The organism is Pseudomonas sp. REB1044, from assembly GCF_038813925.1.
GTDB classification, from domain to species: domain Bacteria; phylum Pseudomonadota; class Gammaproteobacteria; order Pseudomonadales; family Pseudomonadaceae; genus Aquipseudomonas; species Aquipseudomonas boreofloridensis.
Window position 1 is genome coordinate 3,385,562 of record NZ_CP046139.1, and the last position, 25,378, is coordinate 3,410,939.

Below are 25,378 nucleotides of genomic sequence, written 5' to 3' on the forward strand. Positions count from 1 at the left end.
AAGGTCAACCCCTTGATTCAAAAAAACTTTTACTTCTGCTCCGAGCCTTCGCGCAAGTGCGGCCACGCCGCCAGCAGGTAGTGCACCATCGACACCAGCGTCAATCCTGCCGACACCAGCAGCAACGCGTAGCCCAACGCGACCCAGAAGGTCAGTACTGGCGGATTGCCCAGAAGGATCACCAGCGCCAGCATTTGCGCAGCAGTCTTCCACTTGCCGAGGTTGGACACCGCCACGTGCGCCCTCGCGCCCAATTCGGCCATCCACTCGCGTAGCGCCGAGACCACGATCTCGCGACCGATGATGATGGCCGCTGGCAGCGTCAGCCAGAAGTTGGCATGCACCTGCACCAGCAGCACCAAGGCGACGGCGACCATCAGCTTGTCTGCCACAGGATCCAGGAACGCACCGAAGGGCGTGCTCTGTTGCAGTCGACGCGCCAGATAGCCGTCGAGCCAGTCGGTCGCCGCAGCAATCGCGAACACACTGCTGGCCGCTACGTAACTCCAGTGATAAGGCACGTAGAACAGCAGGATGAAGATCGGAATGAGCAGGACGCGTAGAACGGTGAGCAGGTTTGGAATATTCATCGATACGACTGGCTGCAGGTTGAGCCCGGCATTCTACTCGCTATGCAGGCTGGCATAAATCGACTCGGCAAGCTTTTTACTGATGCCGGGCGCCTTGGCGATCTCATCGGCACTGGCCCGGTTCAGCTCTTGCAGGCCGCCGAAATGTTTCAGCAGGTCGCGACGGCGCTTGGGGCCGACCCCGGCCACATCCTCCAGACTGGACGTTCGGCGAGCCTTGCCGCGTCGCGCACGGTGACCGGTGATGGCAAAGCGGTGAGCCTCGTCGCGAATTTGCTGGATCAGGTGCAGCGCCGGCGAGTCGCCCTTGAGTGTGAACTCGTGAGCTGCATCGTTGAGATACAGCGTTTCGAAACCGGCCTTGCGGGTCACGCCCTTGGCCACCCCGAGCAAGGTGAGGTCGGTGAAGGCCAATGACTGCATGACCTCTCGCGCCATGTTCAACTGACCCTTGCCACCATCGACCAGCAGTACATCCGGCAGCTTACCCTCCCCGTCCTTGATGCGTCCGAAGCGGCGAGTCAGGGCCTGCTGCATCGCGGCATAGTCGTCGCCGGCCGTCACACCTTCGATGTTGAAACGGCGGTAGTCGGACTTGATCGGGCCCTCGGGACCGAACACCACGCAGGACGCCACAGTCGCTTCGCCACTGGAATGGCTGATGTCGTAGCACTCCAGGCGTTGCGGCACCTCCGGCAGGTCCAGCACCTGCGCCAGCGCGTCGAAGCGCGCGGCCATGTGCTGACGGTTCGCCAAACGCGCATTGAGCGCTTGCTCAGCATTGGTGACCGCCAACTGCTGCCAGCGCGCACGCGTGCCACGAACCCGATGGCTGATGCTCAGATCACGGCCTCGCAGGCTCTGCACCGCCTCGATGATTGCTTCGAAGTCCTCGTGCACCACGTTGACGATCAGTTCGCTGGGCAGTTCCCGCTCGGCGTTGCCGACGTAGTACTGTGACAGGAACGCGGCCATCACTTCTGAAACTTCCTCCTCGATACCCACCTGCGGGAAAAAATTCTTGCTGCCCAACACCCGCCCGCCGCGCACACTGATCAGATGAACACAGGCGCCGCCCGGGTTGACGAAGGCGGCGACCACGTCGACATCGCCTGAACCGCCTTCCATATGCTGCTGGTCCTGAACGCGGCGCAACAGCGCGATCTGATCACGCAACTCGGCAGCCTTCTCGAAGTTCAGTGCCATAGCGGCCTGCTCCATCTCGGCGTTGAGTTCGTTGCCCAATTGCTGGCTGCGGCCCTCGAGGAACATTACCGAATGGCGCACGTCTTCGGCATAGTCACCGGGCTCGACCAAACCCACGCACGGCGCCTTGCAACGCTTGATCTGGTATTGCAGGCAGGGGCGAGTTCGGTTGGCGTAGTAACTGTCCTCGCACTGGCGCACCGAAAAGGCCTTCTGCAGCAGACCCAGGCTTTCTCGGATCGCCCCAGCACTGGGATAGGGCCCGAAGTATCGGCCCTTGGCCTTCTTGGCACCCCGGTGAATGCCCAGGCGCGGAAACTCGCCATCGGACAAAAACACATAGGGATAGGACTTATCGTCGCGCAGCAGGATGTTGTAGGGCGGACGCCATTCCTTGATCAGCGTCTGCTCCAGCAGGAGCGCTGCAGTTTCGTTTGCAGTGATGGTGGTTTCGACTTGGGCAATGCGCGCCACCAGGGCAGCCGTCTTCGGCGCCAGGCCAGCTTTGCGGAAATAGCTGGCCAGACGTTTCTTGAGATTTTTCGCCTTGCCCACATAGAGCAGCCGCGACTCGGCGTCGAACATTCGGTACACGCCCGGGCGACCACTGCAGGTCGCCAGGAACGCGCTGGCATCAAAGAGTTGGGACATGAGGGATTACAGACTTGCGTCAACCATACCGTGGCGAACGGCCAGCAATGTCAGTTCGACGTCGCTGGTGACCGAGAGTTTTTCGAAGATCCGATAACGGTAAGTATTGACGGTCTTGGGGGACAGACACAACTTGTCAGAGATGACCTGCACTTTCTGACAGCCGACGATCATCAGCGCGATCTGAATTTCCCGCTCCGACAGCGCATCGAACGGCGAGCCCTGCGGCTGGAACGATTTCAGCGCCAGTTGCTGGGCGATCTGCGGGCTGATGTAGCGCTGTCCCGCGAAGGCCAGGCGAATGGCCTGGACCATTTCGTCGAGCCCGGCGCCTTTGGTCAGATAACCTGCTGCCCCGGCCTGAAGCAGACGCGTAGGAAACGGATCCTCTTCACAAACGGTGACCGCCACCACCTTGCTGTCCGGATCGCTGCGCAACAGCTTGCGTGTTGCCTCAAGGCCACCGATGCCAGGCATCTTGACGTCCATCAGCACTACATCCGGCTTGAGTTCGCGGGCCAGCTTGAGGGCCGCTTCACCAGAGTCCGCTTCGCCCACCACCTGCAGGCCATCGATATCAGCCAGCATACGGGTGATGCCGGTACGCACCAGATCGTGGTCATCGACCACCAGTACCCTAATCAAGCAGACACCTCGTAGTGGGGCGATTGGATCCGGCCACCTTAACAAAAAATTTCACTGCAAACCTAGCGCAACGCGTCATGCAGATAAGTCTGACCCTCTCCTCTGCGCTGCAGGCCGCTCCCCTGCAAATGGCCGTCCGCAACCAAGCGACCGAGCAAGTGCCAGACGGCGGCGCGGTCGGCTGGCATCAATTGCCTGAGGCCGCGCAGCAGTCGGCTCTCTTCGGCACTCAAACACTCCAACGGCGCGAGTGTGCGCGTACCCGTCAATACATAGAGCGCATCGACCCCCTTGCTAGCCACTGCGGCCAGATAGTCGATCCGCGGAGTACGCTCCCCGCTCTCATACTTGCCTTGCGCGTTGGGCTCGACGCCGCCAATGTCGCCGAATACCCGCTGGGTCATGCCCAGCCGTTCACGCTCTTCCCTCAATCGCAGTCCAAAACCTTTCATTTGATGTCCTTATCGACTCATCCGACATCCCTGAGATGCAGGCGGCCACGGGCGCTCAGCTCGGTGCCAAGGTGGCACTATGCACATTGGATCCAATGAACACAAGCCGAGCACCTACCACCCGTCCGAGCCGATCCTCTCAGCCCAGCAGAAACACTCTCACGTGGTGGTGGCGGTAGATCTGTCGACCCAGCGCTGCATCCGAACGAAACAGGCATCCTCGCCCATTTCAACAAAACCGATAGCTGCGTAGAGTCGCCGAGCAGGGTTGGTACTGAAGACCATCAGGCGCAGCAGTGGCAGACGGCGTTGCTGCGCCCAACAGATCAACTGACAGAGGACCCATTTACCCACGCCCTGACCACGAAACTCAGGCAACAGGTGCAGTTCGCGAATGAACAGAGCCTGGCTATCCTGGCTCAAACTGCAGAAACCAATCACCTGTTCGCCCGAGGTAATCAGCCATTGCTCGCGCCATTCCCAGGCCTGATCGAAGGCGTCCTCAATCCAGAGCAGGTCGAATTGCTGGTAATAGGGAAGCATGGCTCGCCGGGTCAAGTCGCGAGCGAAATCGCGGTCGGCATCGCGGGCAGCGCGAAGCTGGAGCGGCAGCAAGGTCATGTGGGCAACGCTCGGGCATGGACAGGTTGAAGCATAGCGGTGGGCAGGCAACGACGAACAGCGTGCTGTCGATCAGCGGCCCTTGCGCGGTAAGCGGATATCGACGCGCAGGCCACCCAGCGGGCTTTCCTGAAGCTCGATCTGGCCCTGCCAAGCCTCGACAATGTCGCGAACGATACCCAAGCCCAGCCCGTGCCCCGCCACTTGCTCGTCCAGACGAGAGCCGCGTTCGAGCACTTGCTGTCGAGACTGGTCAGGAATACCTGGACCATCATCGTCCACCCAAAGCCTATAACCTTGCGGCGTTGACCGGATCGACAAGCGAACCTGACTGTCCGCCCACTTGCAGGCGTTGTCCAGCAGGTTACCCAGCAGTTCCAGTAAATCTTCACGGTCCCATGGCAGTTGCAAACGCGCCGGAACGTCCTGCTCGAGCGTAAGCCCGGCGCCGTGAATCATGCTCAAGGTCGACAGAAGACTTGGGAGTTCAGCATCGCAATCAAACCGGGCACCAGGCAAAGCATCGCCGGCCAACCGCGCGCGGTTGAGCTCTCGCGTCAGACGTTGCTGGATCTGCTCCAGCTGTTCGCGCAGTTGCGACTGGAGCTGAGGCGTGTCGCGCAGGCGCTCGCTCCCAGCCAGACTCAACAGAACCGCCAAGGGCGTTTTCAGGGCATGTCCGAGATTGCCCAAGGCGTTACGCGAGCGCCGCAGGCTGTCTTCGGTGTGTGCGAGCAAATGGTTGATCTGCTCCACCAGCGGCTGCAGTTCGCTTGGCACCTCGGCATCTAGTTGCGAACGCTGACCCTGCTGTAACTGTGCGATCTGCTGGCGGGCACGCTCCAGAGGGCGCAGCGCGCGGGTGATGGTGATGCGCTGCAGGATCAGGATCAGCGCCAAGGCCACCACGCCCATGCCCAGACCTACCTGCTGCAGGCGCCTGAACGCTGCACTTACAGGTGAATAGTCCTGCGCGACACTGATCGATACCTGCTGGCCCAGACGCCGGTAATCGCCGCGATAAGCCAGCAGTTGCTGGCCTTCGGGCCCTAGCTCATGTCCATCATCCAGGCCTGGCCGCTCCGGCTTGGGCATGTCCAGATCCCAGAGCGAGCGTGAGCGCCAGGTACCTTGGGCGAAGTCGATACGAAAGTAGTAGCCTGAAAACGGGCGGTGGTACGCCGCCGACACCCGTCGCTCGTCCAACTGCAAGCCGCGCGGCCCATGCACGAGCGCCACCAGCAAGTTTTCGCTTTCCTTGCGCAATCCTGCTTCAAGGTAGCGTTGCAGGCCCGCCTCGAAAAGCCAAAGGGTCACCTGCGCCACCGCCACACCAACCACCACCAGCACCACCACCAGACCAAGGCTCAGGCGCGCCTGGATCGACTTCACCCGCCGGCACTCCCGGCGTACACATAGCCCTGACCCCGGCGCGTCTCGATCACAGTACGACCCAGCTTGCGTCGCAAGTGATTGACATGCACCTCAAGCACGTTGGAGTCGCGTTCGGTCTCGCCGTCGTAGAGATGTTCGGCCAGATGGCTTTTCGACAGCACCTGACGCGGGTGCAGCATGAAATACCTCAGCAAACGGAACTCGGCAGCGGTCAACTGGATGTCCACGCCGTCGCGTGTGACGCATTGCCGCCCTTCATCCAGATGCAGGCCGGCAGCCTCCAGCCGCGGCTGGTTGGCCAGGCCGCGAGCACGGCGCAGCAGCGCCTGGATGCGTAACTGTAACTCTTCCGGATGAAAAGGCTTGCTCAAATAGTCATCGGCCCCTGCTTTGAGCCCTTCGATACGTTCGGCCCACGAGCCACGGGCTGTGAGGATAAGAACTGGCACAGCCAGGGCGGCGGCGCGCCATTGCTCGAGCACTTCAAGCCCGGGCAGACCAGGCAGGCCGAGGTCGAGGATGATCAGGTCATAGGGCTCGCTCTGCCCCTGAAACACCGCGTCACGACCATCGGCCAGCCAATCCACGGCGTAACCCTGGCGCTGCAGGCTGGCCGTGAGCTCATCAGCCAGCGGGACATTGTCTTCGACAAGCAACAGGCGCATTCAGTCGTCTTCCTCGTCTTTGATCAAGACCCCAGTGCGGGCGTCGTACTTGATCTCGCGAACCACGCCATTCGGGGTCAGAAGTTCGACCTCGTATTCGTAGCGATCATGTTTTTCCTCAAGCTCGGCCTCCAACAAGCGCGCCCCGGGGTGACGCCCCAGGGCGGCTTCGAGCAGTTGTTCGAGCGGCAGGATAACGCCCTGCTGGCGCAACGCCAGGGCCTCATCCTGATCCAGGTCACGGGCACTTGCCAGTGGACAGGCGACCAGCAGTGCCAAGGCCAGGCAAGGCACTGCTCGCGGCAAGGTGTTCATCAGCTGTCTCGCGCATCCTTCAGAACTTCGCCGGTTTTGGCATCCAGGTCCACGTCCCACTCGACGTTCTGCGCATCACGCAGCTCGACCTTGTAGATGTAACGCCCATATTCCTCTTCGAGCTCGCTGTCGGTAACGGTTGAGCCGGGATGTTTGGCCACCGCAGCCGCCTTGAGTTCATCCAGCGACTTGATGGTCTTTTCGTTGACCAGCTTGACCACTTGGTCGGGCTGGACATCCTTGGCGAACGCGGCAGTGGTGCCGAAAGTCAGAGCAGCGGCGGCGAACAGAGCAGTCAGGGTTTTCATGATGTTTCTCCATCGAACTTTACGAGTTGTCTACGCCAATGAGATTAATCATTAGCCCTTAACTCAACCTGAAAATAACGGGCGACATGATAGCGCCGTTATCCAGCACTTCGGCACACACCCAGGTGACTTGCCTATAATGCGTGCCTGCCCGACTAGAGACTGCCATGAGCGCCATCCATATCAAGTACCCCGCCCTTACCTTCAAAGCGGGCAGACGCGCCTTGGTACACATTCGCGAACGCGGCCTGCGCGCTGGCGATATCGGCACGCTGCCTGGCGCCGCAGGAGGCCCCAAACCCTTGGGCATCCAGGGCCTGGACCTGGCGATCTTCGGCCATTTGCTACCTTCAGCGCCGCGCCAGCGCTCGCTGATCGGCGCCTCGATCGGCGCTTGGCGCTTCGCCAGCGCCTGCCTGAACGATCCCATTGCCGGCCTGCGCCGCCTGGGCGAGCTGTACACCGAACAGGACTTCGCCAGGGGCGTGACTCCGGCGCAAGTGACCCAGAGCTGCCAGCGCATGCTCGACGACTTACTGCAAGGCCGGGACAGCGAGATCCTTGCCAATCCCAACTACCGGCTGAACATTCTGGCTGTCAAAAGCCATGGAGCGTTGGCATTTGACGGTAGGGCGACACTCGGCGCGGGATTGTCCTCAGTCATCGCCAGCAATCTGATAGGTCGTTCACGCCTGGCTCGACATTTCGAACGGGTGATCCTTCACGACGGCCGCTGCGCGCCTCCACTGGATGCGCTCACCGACTTCCCGTCACGCTTCCTGCCGCTGCACCTGGACAACCTGCGCCAAGCCCTGCTCGCTTCTGGCTCCATCCCATTGGTGATGGAGGGGGTACGAGACATTCCCGGCGCTGGCACCGGCACCTATCGCGACGGCGGTCTGCTGGACTATCACCTGGACCTGCCCTACTGCGGCGACGATCTGGTGCTTTACCCGCACTTCACTGACAAGGTGATACCCGGCTGGTTCGACAAGGCACTGCCCTGGCGCCGGGGCGACGCGACGCGCCTGCAGAACGTACTGCTGATGACGCCATCACCGCAGTATCTGGCAACCCTGCCTTACGGCAAGCTCCCAGATCGTGGCGACTTCAAGCGATTCATCGGTGATGCGCCGGCACGCAAGCGTTACTGGTACAAGGCGATTGCCGAGAGCCAGCGCCTGGGCGATGAGCTACTCGAACTGGTCGCCAGCGGGCACCTGCACGAACGGTTGCAAGCCTTGTAGGAAGCATGCTGGTAGACTGCGCGCATTGTCGATTCACACAGAGTTCTGCCAGCGTGGAAATTTTCAAAGAGTTCACCTTCGAGTCCGCCCACCGCCTGCCCAACGTTCCCGCCGGCCACAAGTGCGGACGCCTGCATGGCCATTCGTTCAAGGTCGCGTTGCACCTGACCGGCCCACTCGACCCGCATACCGGCTGGATCCGCGACTTCGCAGAGGTCAAGGCGATCTTCAAACCCATCTACGAACGCCTCGACCACAACTACCTGAACGACATTCCCGGCCTGGAGAACCCCACCAGCGAAGTGATCGCCAAGTGGATCTGGGAGCAGGTCAAGCCGTTGCTGCCGGAACTGTCCAAGGTGCGCATCCACGAGACCTGCACCAGCGGCTGCGAGTACACCGGCGACTGAGCCTGCAGTCAGGCCTTGGGTTTGGGGTGTGGGGGCACACAGGGGTTCTGAATCACCAAACTGAAGCGTCCGCTCGTGCCCTGGTGATCGTTGAGGTAGGCGACATCTTCCGCAACCCGCCTGACGCGTCGCCCCCACGGACTGTGAAGCGTCAGGTTGGTCAGTACGTCGCCAGCCTCCAAGTCCGAAGGATCGAGTTCGGGAACATGCCACAGAGGTGTTCCGCGTGAGCAGGTGAGTGTGTAGAGAGGGGTGGCGATCTCGAACGGTGGATCGATCGGCAATGTCATCCCGGCACTCACACCAAAGGGATCACGCACTTCCAGCCGAGCCTGCTCGGTCACACACTTTCCCGCCGGTGAGCGGGCCGTGTAGAAGCCCAAGTAGCCGTTGCGACTCACATTCAGCCAGTAGTCCAAGAGTGGCCACGAGTCTACATTGTCTCCCTCGTAGGCGGGCCGGATCTCATAGAAAAAGCCGGTGGCGTGCCGATACACGCCGAACCAGAAACTGTCGCAGAAACGCCGCTGCCGTGCCTGGGGGCCCAGCAACTGGTCGATCAGAAATGATTGGATCATCTCTTCGCTGTAGTCGGTGCTGGTAATCAACCAGCCATCGTTGCCATTCCAATCATCGAATTCGACCCAGAAGGGGCGCAGCAAATCGCTGTCTTCGTCCCACTGCCCAGGATGCATTGGCGCCTCGTCCAATTGCCACTGGCAGCGGGCGGTGAAACTGATCAGCGGCTCGAATTTCAATGAATCCATGACAGGTGCCTCCTCGAAAATGAGGCACTACCCTGGCGGTTGTGTGCAGCATCAGGCAGGTAGAAATCGCTACCCCTGCGTCTGTTTGAGGAAGGCGGGGGCGATGTAACGATCGTAATGCGCTTCGGACAGCAGGAAGAACTCGCGGTCGATGGCGTCGCGCAACTGGGGCAGCTCCCATTCGCGGAACTCAGGCAGCAGGACCATGCCGTAGGCGTCCAGATCACGGATCATGCGGGCACCGCGAGCGATCAATTGGTAGGCCCAGCAATACACCGATTGTTGCGGCACGAAGCGGATCGAGCGCTGCTCCAGTTGCTGGCGCAGAAGGTCGCTGTCGAATATTTCCAGCTTGGCCATCATGACCTGCACCAGCAACTGTTCCAGTCGCTGCCAGACAGCCCGCTTCTGCGCTTCGTCGTATCCGTTCCAATGAATCACTTCATGGTGGAAACGCTTGCAGCCCCGACAGACGGTATCGCCATACACGGTAGAGCAAAGACCGACACAGGGCGTTTTGATGGACTGGTTGGACATGAGAAAACAATGATCTGGGGGTGGCACACCCGGGCATGTTAGCCCTTTGTCTAACCGGGGTCACGGGCTAAAGTCAGCGACGGCAACTTACCTTCCGCCTTTTTTTGCCGTAGAATCACCCCGCCTTTTCAAGGCAACCATGTCCGTTGGAAGCTGTTTTCAAAGCGTCACGAGCACAGTTGATCCGGTAGAACGGCGTTGGCCCGGACCATGCCCCTAGCATGGCCGCGCCAACCCCTCATCAGCCTCCCGTTCTACAGGCGTAAAACTTTGAAAGCAGCTTCTGTAAGGATTCTCTGCGACCCTGGCTGGACGGCTCAAAAAGCCGTGAACCGCGCATGGGTGTGGGGAATGCTGGATGAGCGTCCCGGACTCCCTTTAGGGACCACTGATGAGGGTAATAACTGTGCTTGAAGCCTACCGCAAACACATCGAAGAGCGTGCCGCCCTGGGTATCGTGCCCCAGCCGCTGAACGCCGAACAAACTGCAAGCCTGGTCGAGCTGCTGAAAAACCCGCCGGCCGGCGAAGAAGCCTTCCTCGTAGACCTGATCACCAACCGTGTTCCGCCAGGCGTCGACGAAGCGGCCTACGTCAAGGCCGCGTTTCTGTCCGCGCTCGCCAAAGGCGAAGCCAAGTCGCCCCTGATCGACCGCAAGCACGCCACCGAGCTGCTGGGTACCATGCAAGGCGGCTACAACATCGAAACGCTGGTCGCGCTGCTGGATGACGCCGAACTGGGCGCCGTCGCGGCCGAACAGCTCAAGCACACCCTGCTGATGTTCGATGCCTTCCACGACGTGGCGGAAAAAGCCAAGGCCGGTAACGTGCACGCCAAGGCCGTCCTGGAATCCTGGGCTGCTGGCGAGTGGTTCACCTCGCGTCCGGCCATCGCCGACAAGTACACCCTGACCGTGTTCAAGGTGCCTGGCGAAACCAACACCGACGACCTGTCTCCTGCGCCCGATGCCTGGTCGCGCCCGGACATCCCGCTGCACGCCCTGGCCATGCTGAAGATGGCCCGTGACGGCATCGAGCCAGAACAACCCGGCTCCGTCGGCCCGCTCAAGCAAATCGAGGCGGTCCGCGCCAAAGGCCATCCGGTAGCGTACGTCGGCGACGTGGTCGGTACCGGCTCCTCGCGTAAATCGGCCACCAACTCCGTGCTGTGGTTCTTCGGCGACGACATCCCCAACGTGCCGAACAAGCGCGCTGGCGGCTTCTGCTTCGGCACCAAGATCGCGCCGATCTTCTACAACACCATGGAAGACGCCGGCGCTCTGCCGATCGAATTCGACTGCACCAACCTGAACATGGGCGACGTGATCGACGTTTACCCATTCAAGGGCGAGGTCAAGCGCCACGACAGCGGTGAACTGGTCACCACCTTCGAACTGAAGACCGAAGTGCTGCTCGACGAAGTCCGCGCCGGCGGCCGTATCCCTCTGATCGTCGGCCGCGGCCTGACCGAAAAGGCGCGCGCCCAACTGAACCTCGGGGCCTCGGACCTGTTCAAGAAAGCCGAGCAGCCTGCCGACACCGGCAAGGGCTTCACCCTGGCGCAGAAGATGGTCGGCCGCGCCTGTGGCCTGGCCGAAGGCCAAGGCGTTCGCCCGGGCGCTTACTGCGAACCGAAGATGACCACCGTCGGCTCCCAGGACACCACCGGCCCGATGACCCGCGACGAGCTGAAGGACCTGGCTTGCCTGGGCTTCTCCGCCGATCTGGTCATGCAGTCGTTCTGCCACACCGCTGCTTATCCAAAGCCGATCGACGTCACCACCCACCACACCCTGCCGGACTTCATCCGCACCCGTGGCGGCGTGTCCCTGCGTCCAGGCGACGGCATCATCCACAGCTGGCTGAACCGCATGCTGCTGCCTGACACCGTCGGCACCGGCGGCGACTCGCACACCCGCTTCCCGATCGGCATTTCGTTCCCGGCCGGTTCCGGCCTGGTCGCCTTCGCCGCTGCCACCGGCGTCATGCCGCTGGACATGCCGGAGTCGGTCCTGGTGCGCTTCAAGGGCAAGCTGCAACCCGGCATCACCCTGCGTGACCTGGTCCATGCCATCCCTTACTACGCCATCCAGCAGGGTCTGCTGACCGTCGAGAAGAAGGGCAAGAAAAACGCCTTCTCCGGTCGCATCCTGGAGATCGAGGGCTTGGACGAACTGACCGTCGAGCAGGCCTTCGAGCTGTCCGATGCGTCGGCCGAGCGCTCGGCGGCGGGTTGCACCATCAAGCTGCCGGAAAAGGCCATCGCCGAGTACCTGCAGTCGAACATCACCCTGCTGCGCTGGATGATCAGCGAAGGATACGGTGATGCACGCACCATGGAGCGCCGCGCGCAGGCCATGGAGGCCTGGTTGGCCAATCCACAACTGCTCTCGGCCGACGCCGACGCCGAATACGCTGAAATCATCGAAATCGACCTGGCTGACGTCAAGGAGCCCGTGCTCTGCGCGCCGAACGACCCGGACGACGCTCGCCTGCTGTCGCAGGTCCAGGGCGAGAAGATCGACGAGGTGTTCATTGGCTCGTGCATGACCAACATCGGCCACTTCCGCGCAGCCGGCAAGCTACTGGAGAAGGTCAAGGGCGGTATTCCGACTCGCCTGTGGCTGGCGCCGCCCACCAAGATGGACGCGCATCAGTTGACCGAGGAAGGCTACTACGGCATCTACGGCAAGGCCGGCGCACGCATGGAAATGCCAGGCTGCTCGCTGTGCATGGGTAACCAGGCACGCGTTCAGACCGGCTCGACCGTGGTATCTACCTCGACCCGCAACTTCCCCAACCGTCTGGGCGATGCCACCAACGTCTATCTGGCGTCGGCGGAGCTGGCGGCAGTCGCCTCGATTCTCGGCAAACTGCCGACCGTCGAGGAGTACTTGCAGTACGCCAAGGACATCGACAGCATGGCTGCCGACGTCTACCGCTACCTGAGCTTCGACCAGATCGCCGAGTTCCGCGAAGCAGCGGCCAACGCCCAGATCCCGGTGGTTCAGGCGTAAGGCAGCGGCAAGCTAGAAGCTGCAAGCGACAAGAAAAAGCCCGGCCAATGTGCCGGGCTTTTTTGTGTGCCCCATCCTGAAGAAGGTTTACACCTTTTGACCTCCCTTCAGGACTAGACGCTTGGATGACCTAGAAACTATCTCCCGGGACCCGCACCCACCCTTCCATCAGCACCCGCGCACTGCGGCTCATGATGGCTTTGGTCACCGTCCATTGACCATTGACCTGATGCGCTTCGGCCCCGACCCGCAAAGTGCCGGAGGGATGCCCGAAACGGACGGCACTGCGCTCGCCACCGCCGGCAGCCAGATTGACCAGCGTGCCCGGGATCGCAGCAGCGGTGCCAATGGCCACCGCAGCGGTGCCCATCATCGCGTGATGCAGCTTGCCCATCGACAGCGCCCGCACCACCAGGTCGATATCGCTGGCAGCCACTGCCTTGCCGCTGGAAGCGTTGTACCCGGTGGCGGGCGCCACGAAGGCGACCTTTGGCGTGTGCTGGCGACCGGCCGCTTGCTCGATGTGGTCGATCAGTCCCATGCGCACCGCCCCTGGGCACGGATCGTCTCGAAACGCGCTAGCGCCTCGGCATCGCCATTGATCGCTTCCTGAAGCTCGGTACCGGTATAGCCAAGGTCTGCGGCGTTGACGAAGATGGTCGGGATCCCGGCGTTGATCAGCGTCGCCTTGAAGGTTCCTATGCCGGGCACCTCCAGGTCGTCGACCAGGTTACCAGTGGGAAACATCGCCCCGCCCCCTCACCTTCTTCGTCCGCAGCGGGATCGAGAAACGCCAACTGCACTTCGGCTGCGGGAAAGGTCACGCCGTCCAGCTCGAAATCACCCGTTTCCTGCACCTGCCCTGCACTGATCGGCACATGGGCGATGATGGTCTTACCGATATTGGCCTGCCAGATCCGTACAGTGGCGACGCCGTCATGCGGTACACGGGTCGAGTCCACCAAACCGCTGGCGATGGCGAACGAGCCGACCGCCGCCGACAGGTTGCCGCAGTTGCCGCTCCAATCGACGAAAGCCTTGTCGATGGCCACCTGACCGAACAGATAGTCGACATCGTGATCGGGGCGTGTGCTTGGCGAAAGAATCACGGTCTTGCTGGTACTGGAAGTCGCACCGCCCATACCATCGATCTGCTTGGCGTACGGGTCGGGACTGCCGATGACCCGCAACAGCAAGGCGTCGCGTGCAGGCCCAGGCACCTGAGCACGCTCGGGAAGATCCTGCAGACGGAAGAACACGCCCTTGCTGGTGCCGCCCCGCATGTAGGTGGCGGCAATTTTGATTTGCGCTGCATGTGTCATGTCCGATTCCCCTCCTACAGGGGCTAGAGGTGGGTTAGGCCTTGCCTTCCAGGAAATCCTGGGCAAAGCGCTGCAACACGCCACCGGCTTCATAGATCGACACTTCCTCGGCGGTATCCAGTCGACAGGTGACCGGCACCTCCAAGCGCTCGCCATCGCGTCGATTGACCACCAAGGTCAAGGTCGCGCGCGGTGTACGCGCGCCAAGCACGTCATAGGTTTCACTGCCATCCAAGGCCAAGGTCAGGCGCGTGGTTCCAGGATGGAACTCCAACGGCAACACACCCATGCCGATCAGGTTGGTGCGGTGAATACGCTCGAAGCCCTCGGCAACGATAGCTTCGACCCCCGCCAGGCGCACGCCTTTGGCGGCCCAGTCGCGCGAGGAGCCTTGGCCATAATCGGCACCGGCCACAATGATCAGTGGCTGCTTGCGCTGCATGTAGGTCTCGATCGCTTCCCACATGCGCGTCACCTTGCCTTCCGGCTCGATGCGCGCCAGCGAACCCTGCCTCACGCTCCCGTCTTCGCTGCGCACCATTTCATTGAACAACTTCGGGTTGGCGAAGGTGGCGCGCTGAGCCGTCAGGTGATCGCCGCGGTGCGTGGCGTAAGAGTTGAAGTCCTCCTCCGGCAAGCCCATCTTGGCCAGGTACTCGCCGGCAGCGCTGTCGAGCATGATGGCGTTGGAGGGCGACAGGTGATCGGTGGTGATGTTGTCCGGCAACACCGCCAGCGGCCGCATGCCGCGCAGGCTGCGCTCACCGGCCAGGGCCCCTCCCAGTAAGGCGGGCGACGGATGTAGGTGCTCATCGGGCGCCAGTCGTACAGCGGCGCAACCTTCGGCCCGGTGTCCTCCTCGATGGTGAACATGGGGATGTACACCTGACGGAACTGCTCAGGCTTGACCGAGGCGCGCACCACGGCGTCGATCTCCTCATCGCTCGGCCACAGGTCCATCAGGCGGATCTGCTGACCGTCGACGACGCCGAGTACATCCTTCTCGATATCGAAGCGGATGGTCCCGGCAATGGCGTAGGCCACCACCAGCGGTGGCGAGGCCAGGAACGCTTGCTTGGCGTAGGGATGGATGCGTCCGTCGAAATTGCGATTGCCCGATAGCACAGCAGTGGCGTACAGGTCACGGTCGATGATCTCTTGCTGGATCGCCGGATCCAGCGCGCCGGACATGCCGTTGCAGGTGGTGCAGGCGAAAGCGACGATGCCAAAGCCCAGCTGTTCCAGTTCCTGCTCCAGGCCCGCCTCCTTGAGGTACAACTGGACCGCCTTGGAACCCGGCGCCAGGGACGACTTCACCCACGGCTTGCGTGTCAGTCCAAGGCGGTTGGCGTTGCGCGCCAGCAGACCGGCGGCGATGACGTTGCGCGGATTGCTGGTGTTGGTGCAACTGGTGATGGCCGCGATGATCACCGCCCATCGGGCATCTGCCCCGGCACGTCTTCCCACGCCCCGCGATGCCCTTGGCCGCCAGGTCGCAAGTGGCCACGCGGGCATGCGGGTTGGACGGACCGGCCATGTTGCGCACTACGCTCGACAGATCGAAGCTCAGGGTGCGCTCGTACTCGGCCTTGGCCAGGCTGTCGGCCCACAGGCCGGCGACCTTGGCGTAAGTCTCCACCAACTGCACTTGGCGATCCTCACGCCCGGTCAGACGCAGGTAGTCGAGGGTCTGCTGGTCGATGGCGAACATGGCCGCCGTGGCACCGTACTCGGGCGCCATGTTGGAGATGGTCGCGCGGTCGCCCAAGGTCAGCGCCTGGGCACCGACGCCGTGGAACTCGAGGTAGGCGCCGACCACTTTCTGCTTGCGCAGGAACTCGGTCAGCGCGAGCACCAGGTCGGTGGCGGTGATGCCTGGGTCGAGCTTGCCGGTGAGCTCAACGCCGACGATTTCCGGCAGGCGCATCCACGACGCACGCCCCAGCATCACGTTCTCGGCTTCGAGACCGCCCACACCGATCGCGATCACCCCAAGGCATCGACATGCGGGGTATGGCTGTCGGTACCGACACAGGTATCCGGGAACGCCACGCCATGGTCGCTTTGAATGACCGGCGACATCTTCTCCAGGTTGATCTGATGCATGATGCCGTTGCCCGGCTGGATCACATCGACATTCTTGAACGCCTGCTTGGTCCAGTTGATGAAATGGAAACGATCTTCGTTGCGCCGATCCTCGATGGCGCGGTTCTTTTCGAACGCTTGCGGATCGAAGCCGCCGCACTCCACGGCCAGCGAATGGTCGACGATCAGTTGCACCGGCACCACCGGGTTGACCTGTGCAGGATCGCCGCCCATGTCGGCGATGGCGTCGCGCAGGCCCGCCAGGTCTACCAATGCAGTCTGGCCAAGAATGTCGTGGCACACCACACGTGCCGGGTACCAGGGAAAATCGAGGTCGCGCTTGCGCTCGATCAACTGCGTCAGCGAGGCGTTCAGCGTCGCGGGGTCGCAGCGGCGCACCAGGTTTTCGGCCAGTACGCGCGAGGTGTAGGGAAGACGGTCGTAGGCGCCGGGCGTGATCGCCTCGACCGCCTGGCGCGCGTCGAAATAATCCAGGCCGGTGCCTGGCAGGAGTTTGCGGTATGCGCTGTTCATGTCGTTATCAAGCTCGTCACGGTGATCGGTAGCAGTAGCATTGCCGGGCATCGGAAGCCGCTGCGCGGCCCTTTCGCGACCCAAGGCCGCTTCCAACAGGTACAGCGTCGCCCCTGCGGGAGCGGTCTTGGATCGCAACAGGGCTGCAATGCAGCCCCACGATCGGTGAGTCAGCGCCGATCGATCGGCACGAACTGACGCTGCTCGACACCGGTGTATTCGGCACTGGGTCGAATGATGCGGTTGTTCGCCCGTTGCTCGAAGACATGCGCGGCCCAGCCGGTCAGCCGCGAACAGACGAAGATCGGTGTGAACAGCTTGGTCGGGATGCCCATGAAGTGATACGCCGAGGCATGGTAGAAATCGGCGTTGGGGAAAAGCCGCTTCTGCTCCCACATGGTCTTGTCGATGGCTTCGGAGACTGGGTAGAGCACGGTATCACCCACCTCGTCGGCGAGCTGTTTCGACCAGCCCTTGATCACCTCGTTGCGCGGATCGGACTCCTTGTAGATCGCATGGCCGAAGCCCATGATCTTGTCCTTGCGCTCAAGCATGCGCAGCAGTTCGGCGCTGGCCTCCTGCGGACTTTGGAAGCGCTCGATCAGCTCCATGGCCGCCTCGTTGGCGCCGCCATGCAGCGGTCCGCGCAGCGCGCCGATGGCCGCTGTGATGCACGAATAAAGATCGGACAATGTCGAGGCGCAAACGCGCGCAGTGAAGGTGGAGGCGTTGAACTCGTGCTCGGCGTAAAGGATCAGCGAGACGTTCATCACCTTCACGTGCAGATCGCTGGGCTTCTTGCCGTGCAACAGATAAAGGAAATGACCACCCAGGCTGTCCTCGTCGCTGCTGCAGTCGATGCGCACGCCGTGATGACTGAAGCGATACCAGTAGCACATGACTGCCGGAAACAGCGCCAGCAGACGGTCGGTCCTGTCGCGCTGAGCATCGAAGGTCAGCTCCGGCTCCAGCGTGCCGAGCAGCGAACAGCCCGTGCGCATGACATCCATCGGGTGGGCGTCGCGCGGGATACGCTCGAGGACTTCCTTGAGCGCCTGCGGCAGGTTACGCAGCGCTTTCAGTCGGTGCTTGTAGTCGGCGAGCTCGGCCTTGTTCGGCAGCTCGCCATAAAGCAGCAAGTACGCCACTTCCTCGAATTCGGCACCTGCTGCCAGATCACGCACGTCGTAGCCACGGTAGGTCAGGCCGGCACCGGCCTGGCCGACGGTCGACAGCGCGGTCTGCCCGGCCACCTGGCCGCGCAGGCCGGCACCGCTGAGTACTTTTGCTTCGGCCATGGGATGGTTCTCCTTTCTTGAAATTGTTATGAAGTCTTGCTGGCTAATCGGGCCTGACCTGTTCGGTCATCAGCCTTTTTTTTGCGCGAACAACGCATCGAGGCTCTGCTCGAAGGCGTGGTAGCCAATGGCATCGTAAAGCTCCATACGCGTCTGCATCGTGTCCACCACCTGCTTCTGCGTGCCATCACGGCGCAGCGCGGTGTAGACGTTCTCGGCCGCCTTGTTCATGGCGCGGAATGCCGACAACGGATACAGCACCAAGGACACGTCGACGGCTGCCAACTCCTCGGTGGTGAACAGTGGCGTGGCGCCGAACTCAGTGATGTTGGCCAAGATAGGCGCCTTCACTCGGTCAGCGAAGGTCTTGTACATCTGCAGCTCGGTAATGGCCTCGGGGAAGATCATGTCGGCGCCCGCCTCGACACAGGCCGCAGCGCGGTCCAGGGCCGCGTTCAGCCCTTCGACTGCCAGCGCGTCGGTGCGCGCCATGATCACGAAGCTGTCATCGGTCCGCGCATCGACCGCCGCCTTGATACGATCGACCATCTCCTGCTGCGAGACGATTTCCTTGTTCGGTCGATGACCGCAGCGCTTGGCGCCGACCTGGTCCTCGATATGAATGGCTGCAGCTCCGAACTTGCTCATGGAGCGCACCGTGCGAGCCACGTTGAACGCCGAGGCGCCAAAGCCGGTGTCCACATCCACCAGAAGCGGCAGATCGCAGACATCGGTGATCCGACGGACATCGGTGAGTACGTCGTCCAACCCGGTGATGCCCAGGTCAGGCAACCCCAGGGAACCGGCGGCGACGCCCCCTCCAGACAGATAGATGGCCTTGAATCCGGCACGTTTGGCCAGCAGCGCGTGGTTGGCGTTGATGGTCCCGACCACCTGCAGCGGATGTTCGGCGGCGACCGCATCGCGGAAACGCTGGCCGGGAGTGCTCTTCACAGTCATGACTCACCTCGTGGACTAGTGTTGTCGGCGCCTTGGTAGTGACGCTCGATGTTGCGCTTGGACGCCGCGATGTGGCGACGCATCAGCAGTTCGGCCAACTCGCCGTCGCGTTCGGCGATGGCATCGAGAATGCGGTGGTGTTCGGCGAAAGCGTGGCGCGGCCGGTTGGGCGTGGCCGAGAACTGGATACGGTACATGCGCACCAGTTGATACAACTCGCCACAGAGCATCTTCACGAGGGTCTGGTTGCCGCTGCCCTGGATGATCCGATAGTGGAAGTCGAAATCGCCTTCCTGCTGGTAGTAACCCAGCCCTGCCTGGAAGGCTGCGTCGCGCTCGTGGGTATCGAGCACGCGGCGCAGCTCGTCGATCTGCTCCACGCTCATGCGCTCGGCGGCCAAGCGACAGGCCATACCTTCGAGCGACTCGCGGATTTCATAGAGTTCGACCAGCTCGGCAGGATCGAGCGAGACCACCCGCGCACCGACATGGGGAATGCGCACCAGCAGACGCTGCCCCTCCAGACGGTGGATGGCCTCGCGCAGAGGGCCACGGCTGATGCCATAGGTGCGCGCCAGCTCGGGCTCGGAGATCTTGCTGCCGGGCGCGATGTCGCCTTTGACGATGGCCGCCTGGATGCGGCGAAACACATGCTCGGACAGGGTTTCGCCATCCTCGGCAGCCGGGGCAAAGGCTGAGGGTGCTTGTAGCATTATTGTCGACACCTTTAGGGCTTAATACCCTGAATTTAGCCATAAACAGACTTATAGTCAAAGGAGAAAACTATATTGTCGACAATCTACCAATGCAGAACTTACCGCCCAACGCTGCGGTCTGATCGCAGCGCGCTGGCGTCAAGACGTCGGCGTGATAGAATGCCGCGCTCCCGAAGGATCACGGATAGTGTGCCTGTCATCATTTCATGCTGTTGACAGATGAACGAGGCGCTCGCGCCCTGCCCCGAACTCAGACAGCACCGCGCCAGGACTATGAGACCCATTTTTTCTTCACTGTTGTTCTGCCTCGCCGCACTGCCGGCGCTCGGCCACGCGGGCGAGAAGACCGTGTACGGCCTGAACGAATACGCCCGCCTGGGCGACCTCGACCTCGAAGTGGCCGCCAAGTTGGACACCGGCGCCAAGACCGCGTCGCTCAGCGCCCGTGACATCAAGCGCTTCAAGCGCAACGGGGAGAGCTGGGTACGCTTCTACCTGGCCATCGACGCCGCCCACAAGCACCCCATCGAACGTCCCCTGGCCCGTATCAGCAAGATCAAGCGACGCGCCAGCGATTACGATCCCGACCAGGGCAAGGCCTACACCAATCGTCCGGTGATCGAACTGAACATCTGCATGGGCCAGGCCCTGCGCACCATCGAAGTCAACCTCACCGACCGCAGCGCATTCCAGTTCCCGCTGCTCATCGGTTCCGAGGCGCTCAAGCGCTTCGACGCGCTGGTCGACCCTAGCCTCAAATACGCGGCCGGCAAACCTGCCTGCGCCACCGAAGCTCCCAAAGTAGAGTAACCCCGATGCGCTCTCTGACCCTGCACCTGAAAGTCCTGATCACCATCTTGGTGTTGCTGGGCGTGACGGTCACTTGCTATCAGATCTTCGTCCTCGGCATCCCGGTGACCGAAGACGAGACGGACGATCTGTGGAACATCGACGCCAAGGTCGAGTTCGTCGCCAGTCCCAAGGACCCGGTGAAGATCCAGATGTACGTTCCGCCGCTGAACCGTGATTACGTCAGCCTCAACGAGAGCTTCATCTCCAACAACTATGGCGTCAGCGTCAACCGCGCTGACGGCAACCGCAAGGTCACCTGGTCGGCCCGTCGCGCCAGCGGTAACCAGACCCTTTACTACCGCCTGGTCCTGACCAAGCGCTACAGCACCGAAAAGGCCAAGATCAAAGGCCCGACTTTCCGCGACAGCCTGGCCGTCGAGGGTCCGGAGAAGATCGCCGCCGAAGCGCTCATGGCCCCTATTCGCCAGCATTCGGCCGACGTCGAGACCTTCGTCAGCGAGACCATCAAGCGCGTCAACAACCCCAATGACGACAACGCCAAGCTCCTGCTGGCCGGTGACAGCTCGCCGCTGAAAAAGGCCCAGGTCATCGACCTGCTGCTGTCGATCGCCCACGTGCCGATGGAGAAGGTCCATACCGTGCGCTTGGTGGCCGATACGCCGCAGAGTCCTGAACTGTGGCTGCGCAGCTTCAACGGCAATGACTGGCTGTACTTCAACCCGGAAACCGGCGAGCAAGGCCTGCCCAACGATCGCCTGCTGTGGTGGACGGGCGATGACAACCTGATCACCGTCGACGGCGGCAAGAAAGCCACTGTCACTTTCAGCATGAACAACAGCGAGATGAATGCCATCCGCCTGGCCAAGCTGACCGACGAGAACACCGACGCCGATTTCCTCGAGTACTCCCTGTACGGCTTGCCACTGCAAACCCAGCAAACCTTCATGATCATGGTGATGATCCCGATCGGCGTGCTGGTAATCCTGGTGCTGCGCAACCTGATCGGCATCCAGACCCTGGGCACGTTCACCCCCGTACTGATCGCCTTGGCATTCCGCGAGACGCAGTTGGGCTTCGGCATCGTGCTGTTCACGGTGATCACGGCCTTGGGCCTGTCGCTGCGCTCCTATCTCGAACACCTGAAACTGCAGATGCTGCCGCGCTTGTCGGTGGTGCTGACCTTCGTGGTGGTACTGATCGCCGCCATCAGCCTGTTCAGCCACAAGCTGGGCCTGGAACGCGGACTGTCGGTAGCCCTGTTCCCGATGGTGATCCTGACCATGACCATCGAACGCCTGTCGATCACTTGGGAAGAACGCGGTGGTGGCCATGCGATGAAAGTCGCCATCGGCACCTTGTTCGCCGCCTCGCTGGCGCACCTGCTGATGACCGTGCCGGAAGCGGTGTACTTCGTCTTCACCTTCCCGGCGGTGCTGTTGATTCTGGTGGGCTTCATGCTGGCGATGGGTCGCTACCGCGGCTACCGCCTGACCGAGCTCGTGCGCTTCAAGGCATTCCTGAAGAAGGCTGACGCCTGATGTTCGGACTGATCAAGACCTGGAAGGCCCTGGAAGCCCGGGGCATCATGGGCATCAACCGGCGCAACGCGGACTATGTACTCAAGTACAACAAGCGCCATCTGTATCCGATCGTCGATGACAAGATCATCACCAAAGAGCGTGCACTGGCAGCCGGCATTCACGTGCCGGAAATGTACGGCGTCATCGAGACCGAAAAAGAGATCGACAAGCTCGACCAGATCATCGGCGGTCGCAGCGATTTCGTGATCAAACCCGCCCAAGGCGCGGGGGGGATGGCATCCTGGTTGTCGCCGACCGCTTCGAGGATCGCTATCGCACGGTGTCGGGCAAGATCATCAGCCATGAAGAGATCGAGCATCAGATCTCCAGCATCCTCACCGGCTTGTACTCGCTGGGCGGGCATCGCGACCGCGCGTTGATCGAGTACCGGGTGACGCCGGATCAGATCTTCAAGAGCATCAGCTACGAAGGGGTACCGGACATCCGCATCATCGTGCTGATGGGGTATCCGGTGATGGCTATGCTTCGCCTGCCCACTCGGCAATCCGGCGGCAAGGCCAACCTGCACCAGGGCGCAATCGGCGTGGGTGTCGACCTGGCCACCGGCGTCACCCTTCGGGGCACCTGGCTGAACCGCATCATCAGCAAGCATCCGGACACCACCAACTCGGTGGACGGTGTGCAATTGCCGAACTGGGACGGTTTCATGAAGCTGGCGGCCAGTTGCTATGAACTGTGCGGCCTTGGCTACATCGGCGTGGACATGGTGCTGGACCAGGAGAAGGGTCCACTGATCCTCGAACTCAACGCCCGCCCGGGCTTGAATATTCAGATCGCCAACGACTGCGGTCTGACCCAACGTACCCATGCCATCGAGGCGCACATCGAGGCCTTGGCCAAGGATGGTATCAGCGAAGATGCCGAGACCCGCGTGCATGTGGCGCAAAACCTGTTCGGCCACGTCGTTCAGCAGTGAGGTACTGGCTCCAATAGGGCGGGTGCTAGGCACCCGTCCTACAGCGGCCTACAATCCCCCTCCTTGTTTTTCAGCGCCGCCGATGCCGATGCCGACCTGTACCCTTCATCCCCTGCCCTACCGACCCGATCCAGGGCATTATTTCGGTCGCCTGCGTCAGGCTCCGGGCGCCATTCTGCTCGACAGCGCGCGCCCGAGTGCCGAGCGTGGACGTTTCGACCTGTTCAGCGCCTGGCCCATTCAGCAACTGCAAGCCGCCGACGGCGAAAGCGGCCAGGCATTCCTGGATCGACTGCGCCAGGGACTGAGCGAACTGGGTGAAGCCAGACTCCCCGACGGCAGCGAGCTACCTTTTGCCGGCGGTCTGATCGGTTATCTGAGCTATGACTTCGGCCGACGGCTGGAGCGCCTGCCCGAGCTGGCCACGGACGACCTCAAACTAGCCGATGCGCAATTGGGCCTCTATGCCTGGGCGATGATCACGGACCATGCGCTGCATACCTCGCAACTGATGTTTCACCCGGCACTCCCACATGCCGAACGTCTGCGCCTGATCGACCTGTTCGAGCAAACAGAGTCACCTTCAGTCGAAACCTTCAGGCTGCTGGCCCCCATGCAGGGCGATCTCGCACCGGAACACTACCGAGCTGCATTCGATCAGGTGCAGCGCTACATCCAAGCGGGCGATTGCTACCAGATCAACCTGACCCAGCGTTTTCGCGCACCCTGCCAAGGCGACGCGTGGCATGCCTACCAGGCACTGCGCGCCGCTTGCCCGACGCCCTTCTCGGGGTTCCAACAGCTCACTCCGAATAGCGCACTACTGAGTTTCTCGCCCGAGCGCTTCGTCCGCGTCAGCCAGCGGCAGGTCGAAACCCGGCCGATCAAAGGCACTCGCCCACGCGCCGAAGACCCTGCCGAGGACCTGCGCAATGCGCGCGAATTGCAAGCCAGCAAAAAAGACCGCTCCGAAAACCTGATGATCGTTGACCTGCTGCGCAACGACATAGGGCGCACTTGCCAGATCGGCTCGGTGAAGGTACCGGAGCTGTTCAGCCTGGAAAGCTATCCGAATGTCCATCATCTGGTCAGCAGCATCACTGGCCGACTGGCTGACGACAAGGATGCGCTCGACCTGATCGCCGGCAGCTTCCCCGGTGGCTCCATCACCGGCGCACCAAAGATCCGCGCCATGCAGATCATCGACGAGCTGGAACCGACCCGAAGGGCGCTGTATTGCGGCTCGCTGCTGTACATCGACGTACGTGGCGAAATGGACAGCTCCATCGCCATCCGCAGCCTGCTGGTCAAAGACGGCCAAGTCAGTTGTTGGGGAGGCGGCGCGGTGGTAGCCGATTCGAACTGGGAAGCCGAATACGAAGAATCCATCGCCAAAGTCCGCGTGCTGATGCAAACCCTGCAGGGACTCTGATTGCGGTCGGACAGACGGAGATGGAAGCGTCTGCCACGCCATTTTTTGTTACCATCGCCCCACTACGAGCGCACAGCGCCATACACACGATGGAAACCGCCTGATGAGCCAAATCTTCGATGTCGCCACCCTGGCGGCGACCTACGCCAGCAAGTCCCCCAGGATATTCTCAAGCTCGCCTTCGAGCATTTCGGTGACGACCTGTGGATCTCCTTCAGCGGTGCTGAAGATGTGGTGCTGGTCGACATGGCGTGGAAGCTGAACAAGCAGGTCAAGGTCTTCAGCCTGGACACCGGCCGTCTGCACCCGGAAACCTACCGCTTCATCGATCAGGTCCGCGAGCATTACAGCCTGCCGATCGAAATTCTCAGCCCGGATCGCACCAAGCTCGACCCCTTCGTCAAGGACAAAGGGCTATTCAGTTTCTACAAGGACGGCCACGGCGAATGCTGCGGCATTCGCAAAATCGAACCTCTGCGCCGCAAGCTGGCGGGTGTCAGTGCCTGGGCGACCGGTCAGCGCCGCGACCAGAGCCCCGGCACTCGCAGCCAGGTGGCAGCACTGGAAATCGACTCGGCCTTCTCCACAGCCGAGCGCAACTTGTACAAGTTCAACCCCCTGGCTCAGATGTCCAGCGAGGAAGTCTGGGGTTACATCCGCATGCTTGAGCTGCCCTACAACAGCCTCCACGAACGCGGCTTCATCAGCATCGGCTGCGAGCCATGCACCCGCCCGGTGCTACCGAACCAGCACGAACGCGAAGGCCGTTGGTGGTGGGAGGAATCGACCCAGAAGGAATGCGGCCTGCATGCCGGCAACCTGATCAGCAAAGGCTGAACAGCTGCAAGCAAAAAGAGCAGACCACACATGGTCTGC

20 protein-coding genes and 4 pseudogenes are annotated in these 25,378 nt (G+C 61.7%); 8 read left to right on the forward strand and 16 right to left on the reverse strand.

Going from position 1 to position 25,378, the window contains the following annotated elements; all coding sequences use genetic code 11:
- Window positions 1-29 precede the first annotated feature (29 nt).
- The 9 genes from pgsA to GKC70_RS15595 form a co-directional block, all read right to left on the reverse strand.
- Window positions 30-590 carry a CDP-diacylglycerol--glycerol-3-phosphate 3-phosphatidyltransferase gene (gene pgsA, locus GKC70_RS15555; protein WP_039576696.1) on the reverse strand — a complete coding sequence of 187 codons (561 nt, stop codon included), beginning with the start codon at window positions 588-590 and terminating at the stop codon, window positions 30-32.
- A 33-nt stretch (window positions 591-623) separates the two neighbouring features.
- The gene (gene uvrC / locus GKC70_RS15560; RefSeq protein WP_342649215.1) at window positions 624-2,447 is read right to left on the reverse strand and encodes an excinuclease ABC subunit UvrC; all 1,824 of its coding nucleotides are present in this window, start codon (window positions 2,445-2,447) and stop codon (window positions 624-626) included.
- 6 nt (window positions 2,448-2,453) lie between these two features.
- Window positions 2,454-3,092: a UvrY/SirA/GacA family response regulator transcription factor gene (gene uvrY / locus GKC70_RS15565; protein WP_039576693.1), complete on the reverse strand. Its 639-nt coding sequence runs from the start codon at window positions 3,090-3,092 to the stop codon at window positions 2,454-2,456.
- Window positions 3,093-3,154: 62 nt separating this feature from the next.
- On the reverse strand, window positions 3,155-3,544 hold the full coding sequence (locus GKC70_RS15570; RefSeq protein ID WP_029613560.1) for a helix-turn-helix domain-containing protein: 390 nt from the start codon (window positions 3,542-3,544) through the stop codon (window positions 3,155-3,157).
- A 159-nt stretch (window positions 3,545-3,703) separates the two neighbouring features.
- A complete protein-coding gene (locus GKC70_RS15575) occupies window positions 3,704-4,156 on the reverse strand; it encodes a GNAT family N-acetyltransferase (protein ID WP_342651536.1) in 453 nt (150 codons plus the stop codon).
- Window positions 4,157-4,237: 81 nt separating this feature from the next.
- Entirely contained in the window at window positions 4,238-5,557 is a 1,320-nt protein-coding gene (locus GKC70_RS15580) for a sensor histidine kinase (RefSeq protein WP_342649216.1), read from the reverse strand.
- Window positions 5,554-6,225: a response regulator transcription factor gene (locus tag GKC70_RS15585; RefSeq protein WP_029613559.1), complete on the reverse strand. Its 672-nt coding sequence runs from the start codon at window positions 6,223-6,225 to the stop codon at window positions 5,554-5,556. The genes GKC70_RS15580 and GKC70_RS15585 overlap by 4 nt, the downstream gene beginning before the upstream one ends.
- Window positions 6,226-6,540, reverse strand: a complete 315-nt coding sequence (locus GKC70_RS15590; RefSeq protein ID WP_029613558.1) for a PepSY domain-containing protein — start codon at window positions 6,538-6,540, stop codon at window positions 6,226-6,228. It lies immediately after the preceding gene.
- The gene (locus GKC70_RS15595) at window positions 6,540-6,848 is read right to left on the reverse strand and encodes a PepSY domain-containing protein (RefSeq protein WP_029613557.1); all 309 of its coding nucleotides are present in this window, start codon (window positions 6,846-6,848) and stop codon (window positions 6,540-6,542) included. The genes GKC70_RS15590 and GKC70_RS15595 overlap by 1 nt, the downstream gene beginning before the upstream one ends.
- A 167-nt stretch (window positions 6,849-7,015) precedes the next feature.
- On the opposite strand from GKC70_RS15595, the gene GKC70_RS15600 reads away from it, so the two are divergent.
- The gene (locus GKC70_RS15600) at window positions 7,016-8,095 is read left to right on the forward strand and encodes a patatin-like phospholipase family protein (protein WP_342649217.1); all 1,080 of its coding nucleotides are present in this window, start codon (window positions 7,016-7,018) and stop codon (window positions 8,093-8,095) included.
- A gap of 53 nt (window positions 8,096-8,148) precedes the next feature.
- On the forward strand, window positions 8,149-8,505 hold the full coding sequence (gene queD / locus GKC70_RS15605; protein ID WP_039576684.1) for a 6-carboxytetrahydropterin synthase QueD: 357 nt from the start codon (window positions 8,149-8,151) through the stop codon (window positions 8,503-8,505).
- A gap of 8 nt (window positions 8,506-8,513) precedes the next feature.
- On the opposite strand, the gene GKC70_RS15610 is transcribed toward queD, so the two are convergent.
- Together GKC70_RS15610 and GKC70_RS15615 are read right to left on the reverse strand one after the other, a co-directional pair.
- The gene (locus tag GKC70_RS15610) at window positions 8,514-9,272 is read right to left on the reverse strand and encodes a hypothetical protein (RefSeq protein ID WP_342649218.1); all 759 of its coding nucleotides are present in this window, start codon (window positions 9,270-9,272) and stop codon (window positions 8,514-8,516) included.
- Between the two features lie 69 nt (window positions 9,273-9,341).
- On the reverse strand, window positions 9,342-9,809 hold the full coding sequence (locus GKC70_RS15615) for a DUF1289 domain-containing protein (RefSeq protein WP_342649219.1): 468 nt from the start codon (window positions 9,807-9,809) through the stop codon (window positions 9,342-9,344).
- 406 nt (window positions 9,810-10,215) lie between these two features.
- Between GKC70_RS15615 and acnB the strand changes: the two genes are divergently transcribed.
- Window positions 10,216-12,825: a bifunctional aconitate hydratase 2/2-methylisocitrate dehydratase gene (acnB, locus tag GKC70_RS15620; protein WP_342651537.1), complete on the forward strand. Its 2,610-nt coding sequence runs from the start codon at window positions 10,216-10,218 to the stop codon at window positions 12,823-12,825.
- A gap of 130 nt (window positions 12,826-12,955) precedes the next feature.
- On the opposite strand, the pseudogene prpF reads toward acnB, so the two are convergent.
- The 5 genes and pseudogenes from prpF to GKC70_RS15645 all read right to left on the reverse strand — a co-directional run bounded on the left by prpF (window position 12,956) and on the right by GKC70_RS15645 (window position 19,737).
- A pseudogene (prpF, locus tag GKC70_RS15625) lies at window positions 12,956-14,147 on the reverse strand (2-methylaconitate cis-trans isomerase PrpF).
- Window positions 14,148-14,181: 34 nt separating this feature from the next.
- A pseudogene (gene acnD, locus GKC70_RS15630) lies at window positions 14,182-16,766 on the reverse strand (Fe/S-dependent 2-methylisocitrate dehydratase AcnD).
- A 170-nt stretch (window positions 16,767-16,936) separates the two neighbouring features.
- The gene (gene prpC / locus GKC70_RS15635; protein ID WP_342649220.1) at window positions 16,937-18,064 is read right to left on the reverse strand and encodes a 2-methylcitrate synthase; all 1,128 of its coding nucleotides are present in this window, start codon (window positions 18,062-18,064) and stop codon (window positions 16,937-16,939) included.
- Between the two features lie 69 nt (window positions 18,065-18,133).
- Window positions 18,134-19,024 (reverse strand): methylisocitrate lyase, encoded by an 891-nt coding sequence (gene prpB / locus GKC70_RS15640; protein ID WP_039576667.1) that lies wholly within the window; start codon window positions 19,022-19,024, stop codon window positions 18,134-18,136.
- Window positions 19,021-19,737 carry a GntR family transcriptional regulator gene (locus GKC70_RS15645; protein ID WP_304484989.1) on the reverse strand — a complete coding sequence of 239 codons (717 nt, stop codon included), beginning with the start codon at window positions 19,735-19,737 and terminating at the stop codon, window positions 19,021-19,023. The genes prpB and GKC70_RS15645 overlap by 4 nt, the downstream gene beginning before the upstream one ends.
- A 276-nt stretch (window positions 19,738-20,013) precedes the next feature.
- Here GKC70_RS15645 and GKC70_RS15650 point away from each other — a divergent pair, with 276 nt between their 5' ends.
- From GKC70_RS15650 to GKC70_RS15670, 5 genes and pseudogenes are all read left to right on the forward strand, one after another.
- Window positions 20,014-20,550, forward strand: coding sequence for an ATP-dependent zinc protease (locus tag GKC70_RS15650; protein ID WP_342649221.1), 537 nt, complete (start codon window positions 20,014-20,016; stop codon window positions 20,548-20,550).
- Window positions 20,551-20,555: 5 nt separating this feature from the next.
- Complete coding sequence (locus GKC70_RS15655; protein ID WP_029613550.1) at window positions 20,556-22,091, forward strand: inactive transglutaminase family protein; 1,536 nt, start codon at window positions 20,556-20,558, stop codon at window positions 22,089-22,091.
- Window positions 22,091-23,070: pseudogene (locus GKC70_RS15660) on the forward strand (alpha-L-glutamate ligase-like protein). Before GKC70_RS15655 ends, GKC70_RS15660 begins: the two are co-directional and overlap by 1 nt.
- 88 nt (window positions 23,071-23,158) lie before the next feature.
- On the forward strand, window positions 23,159-24,502 hold the full coding sequence (gene pabB / locus GKC70_RS15665) for an aminodeoxychorismate synthase component I (RefSeq protein ID WP_304484991.1): 1,344 nt from the start codon (window positions 23,159-23,161) through the stop codon (window positions 24,500-24,502).
- A gap of 103 nt (window positions 24,503-24,605) precedes the next feature.
- Window positions 24,606-25,339 (forward strand): annotated as a pseudogene (locus tag GKC70_RS15670) (phosphoadenylyl-sulfate reductase).
- The last annotated feature ends 39 nt before the right edge of the window (window positions 25,340-25,378 follow it).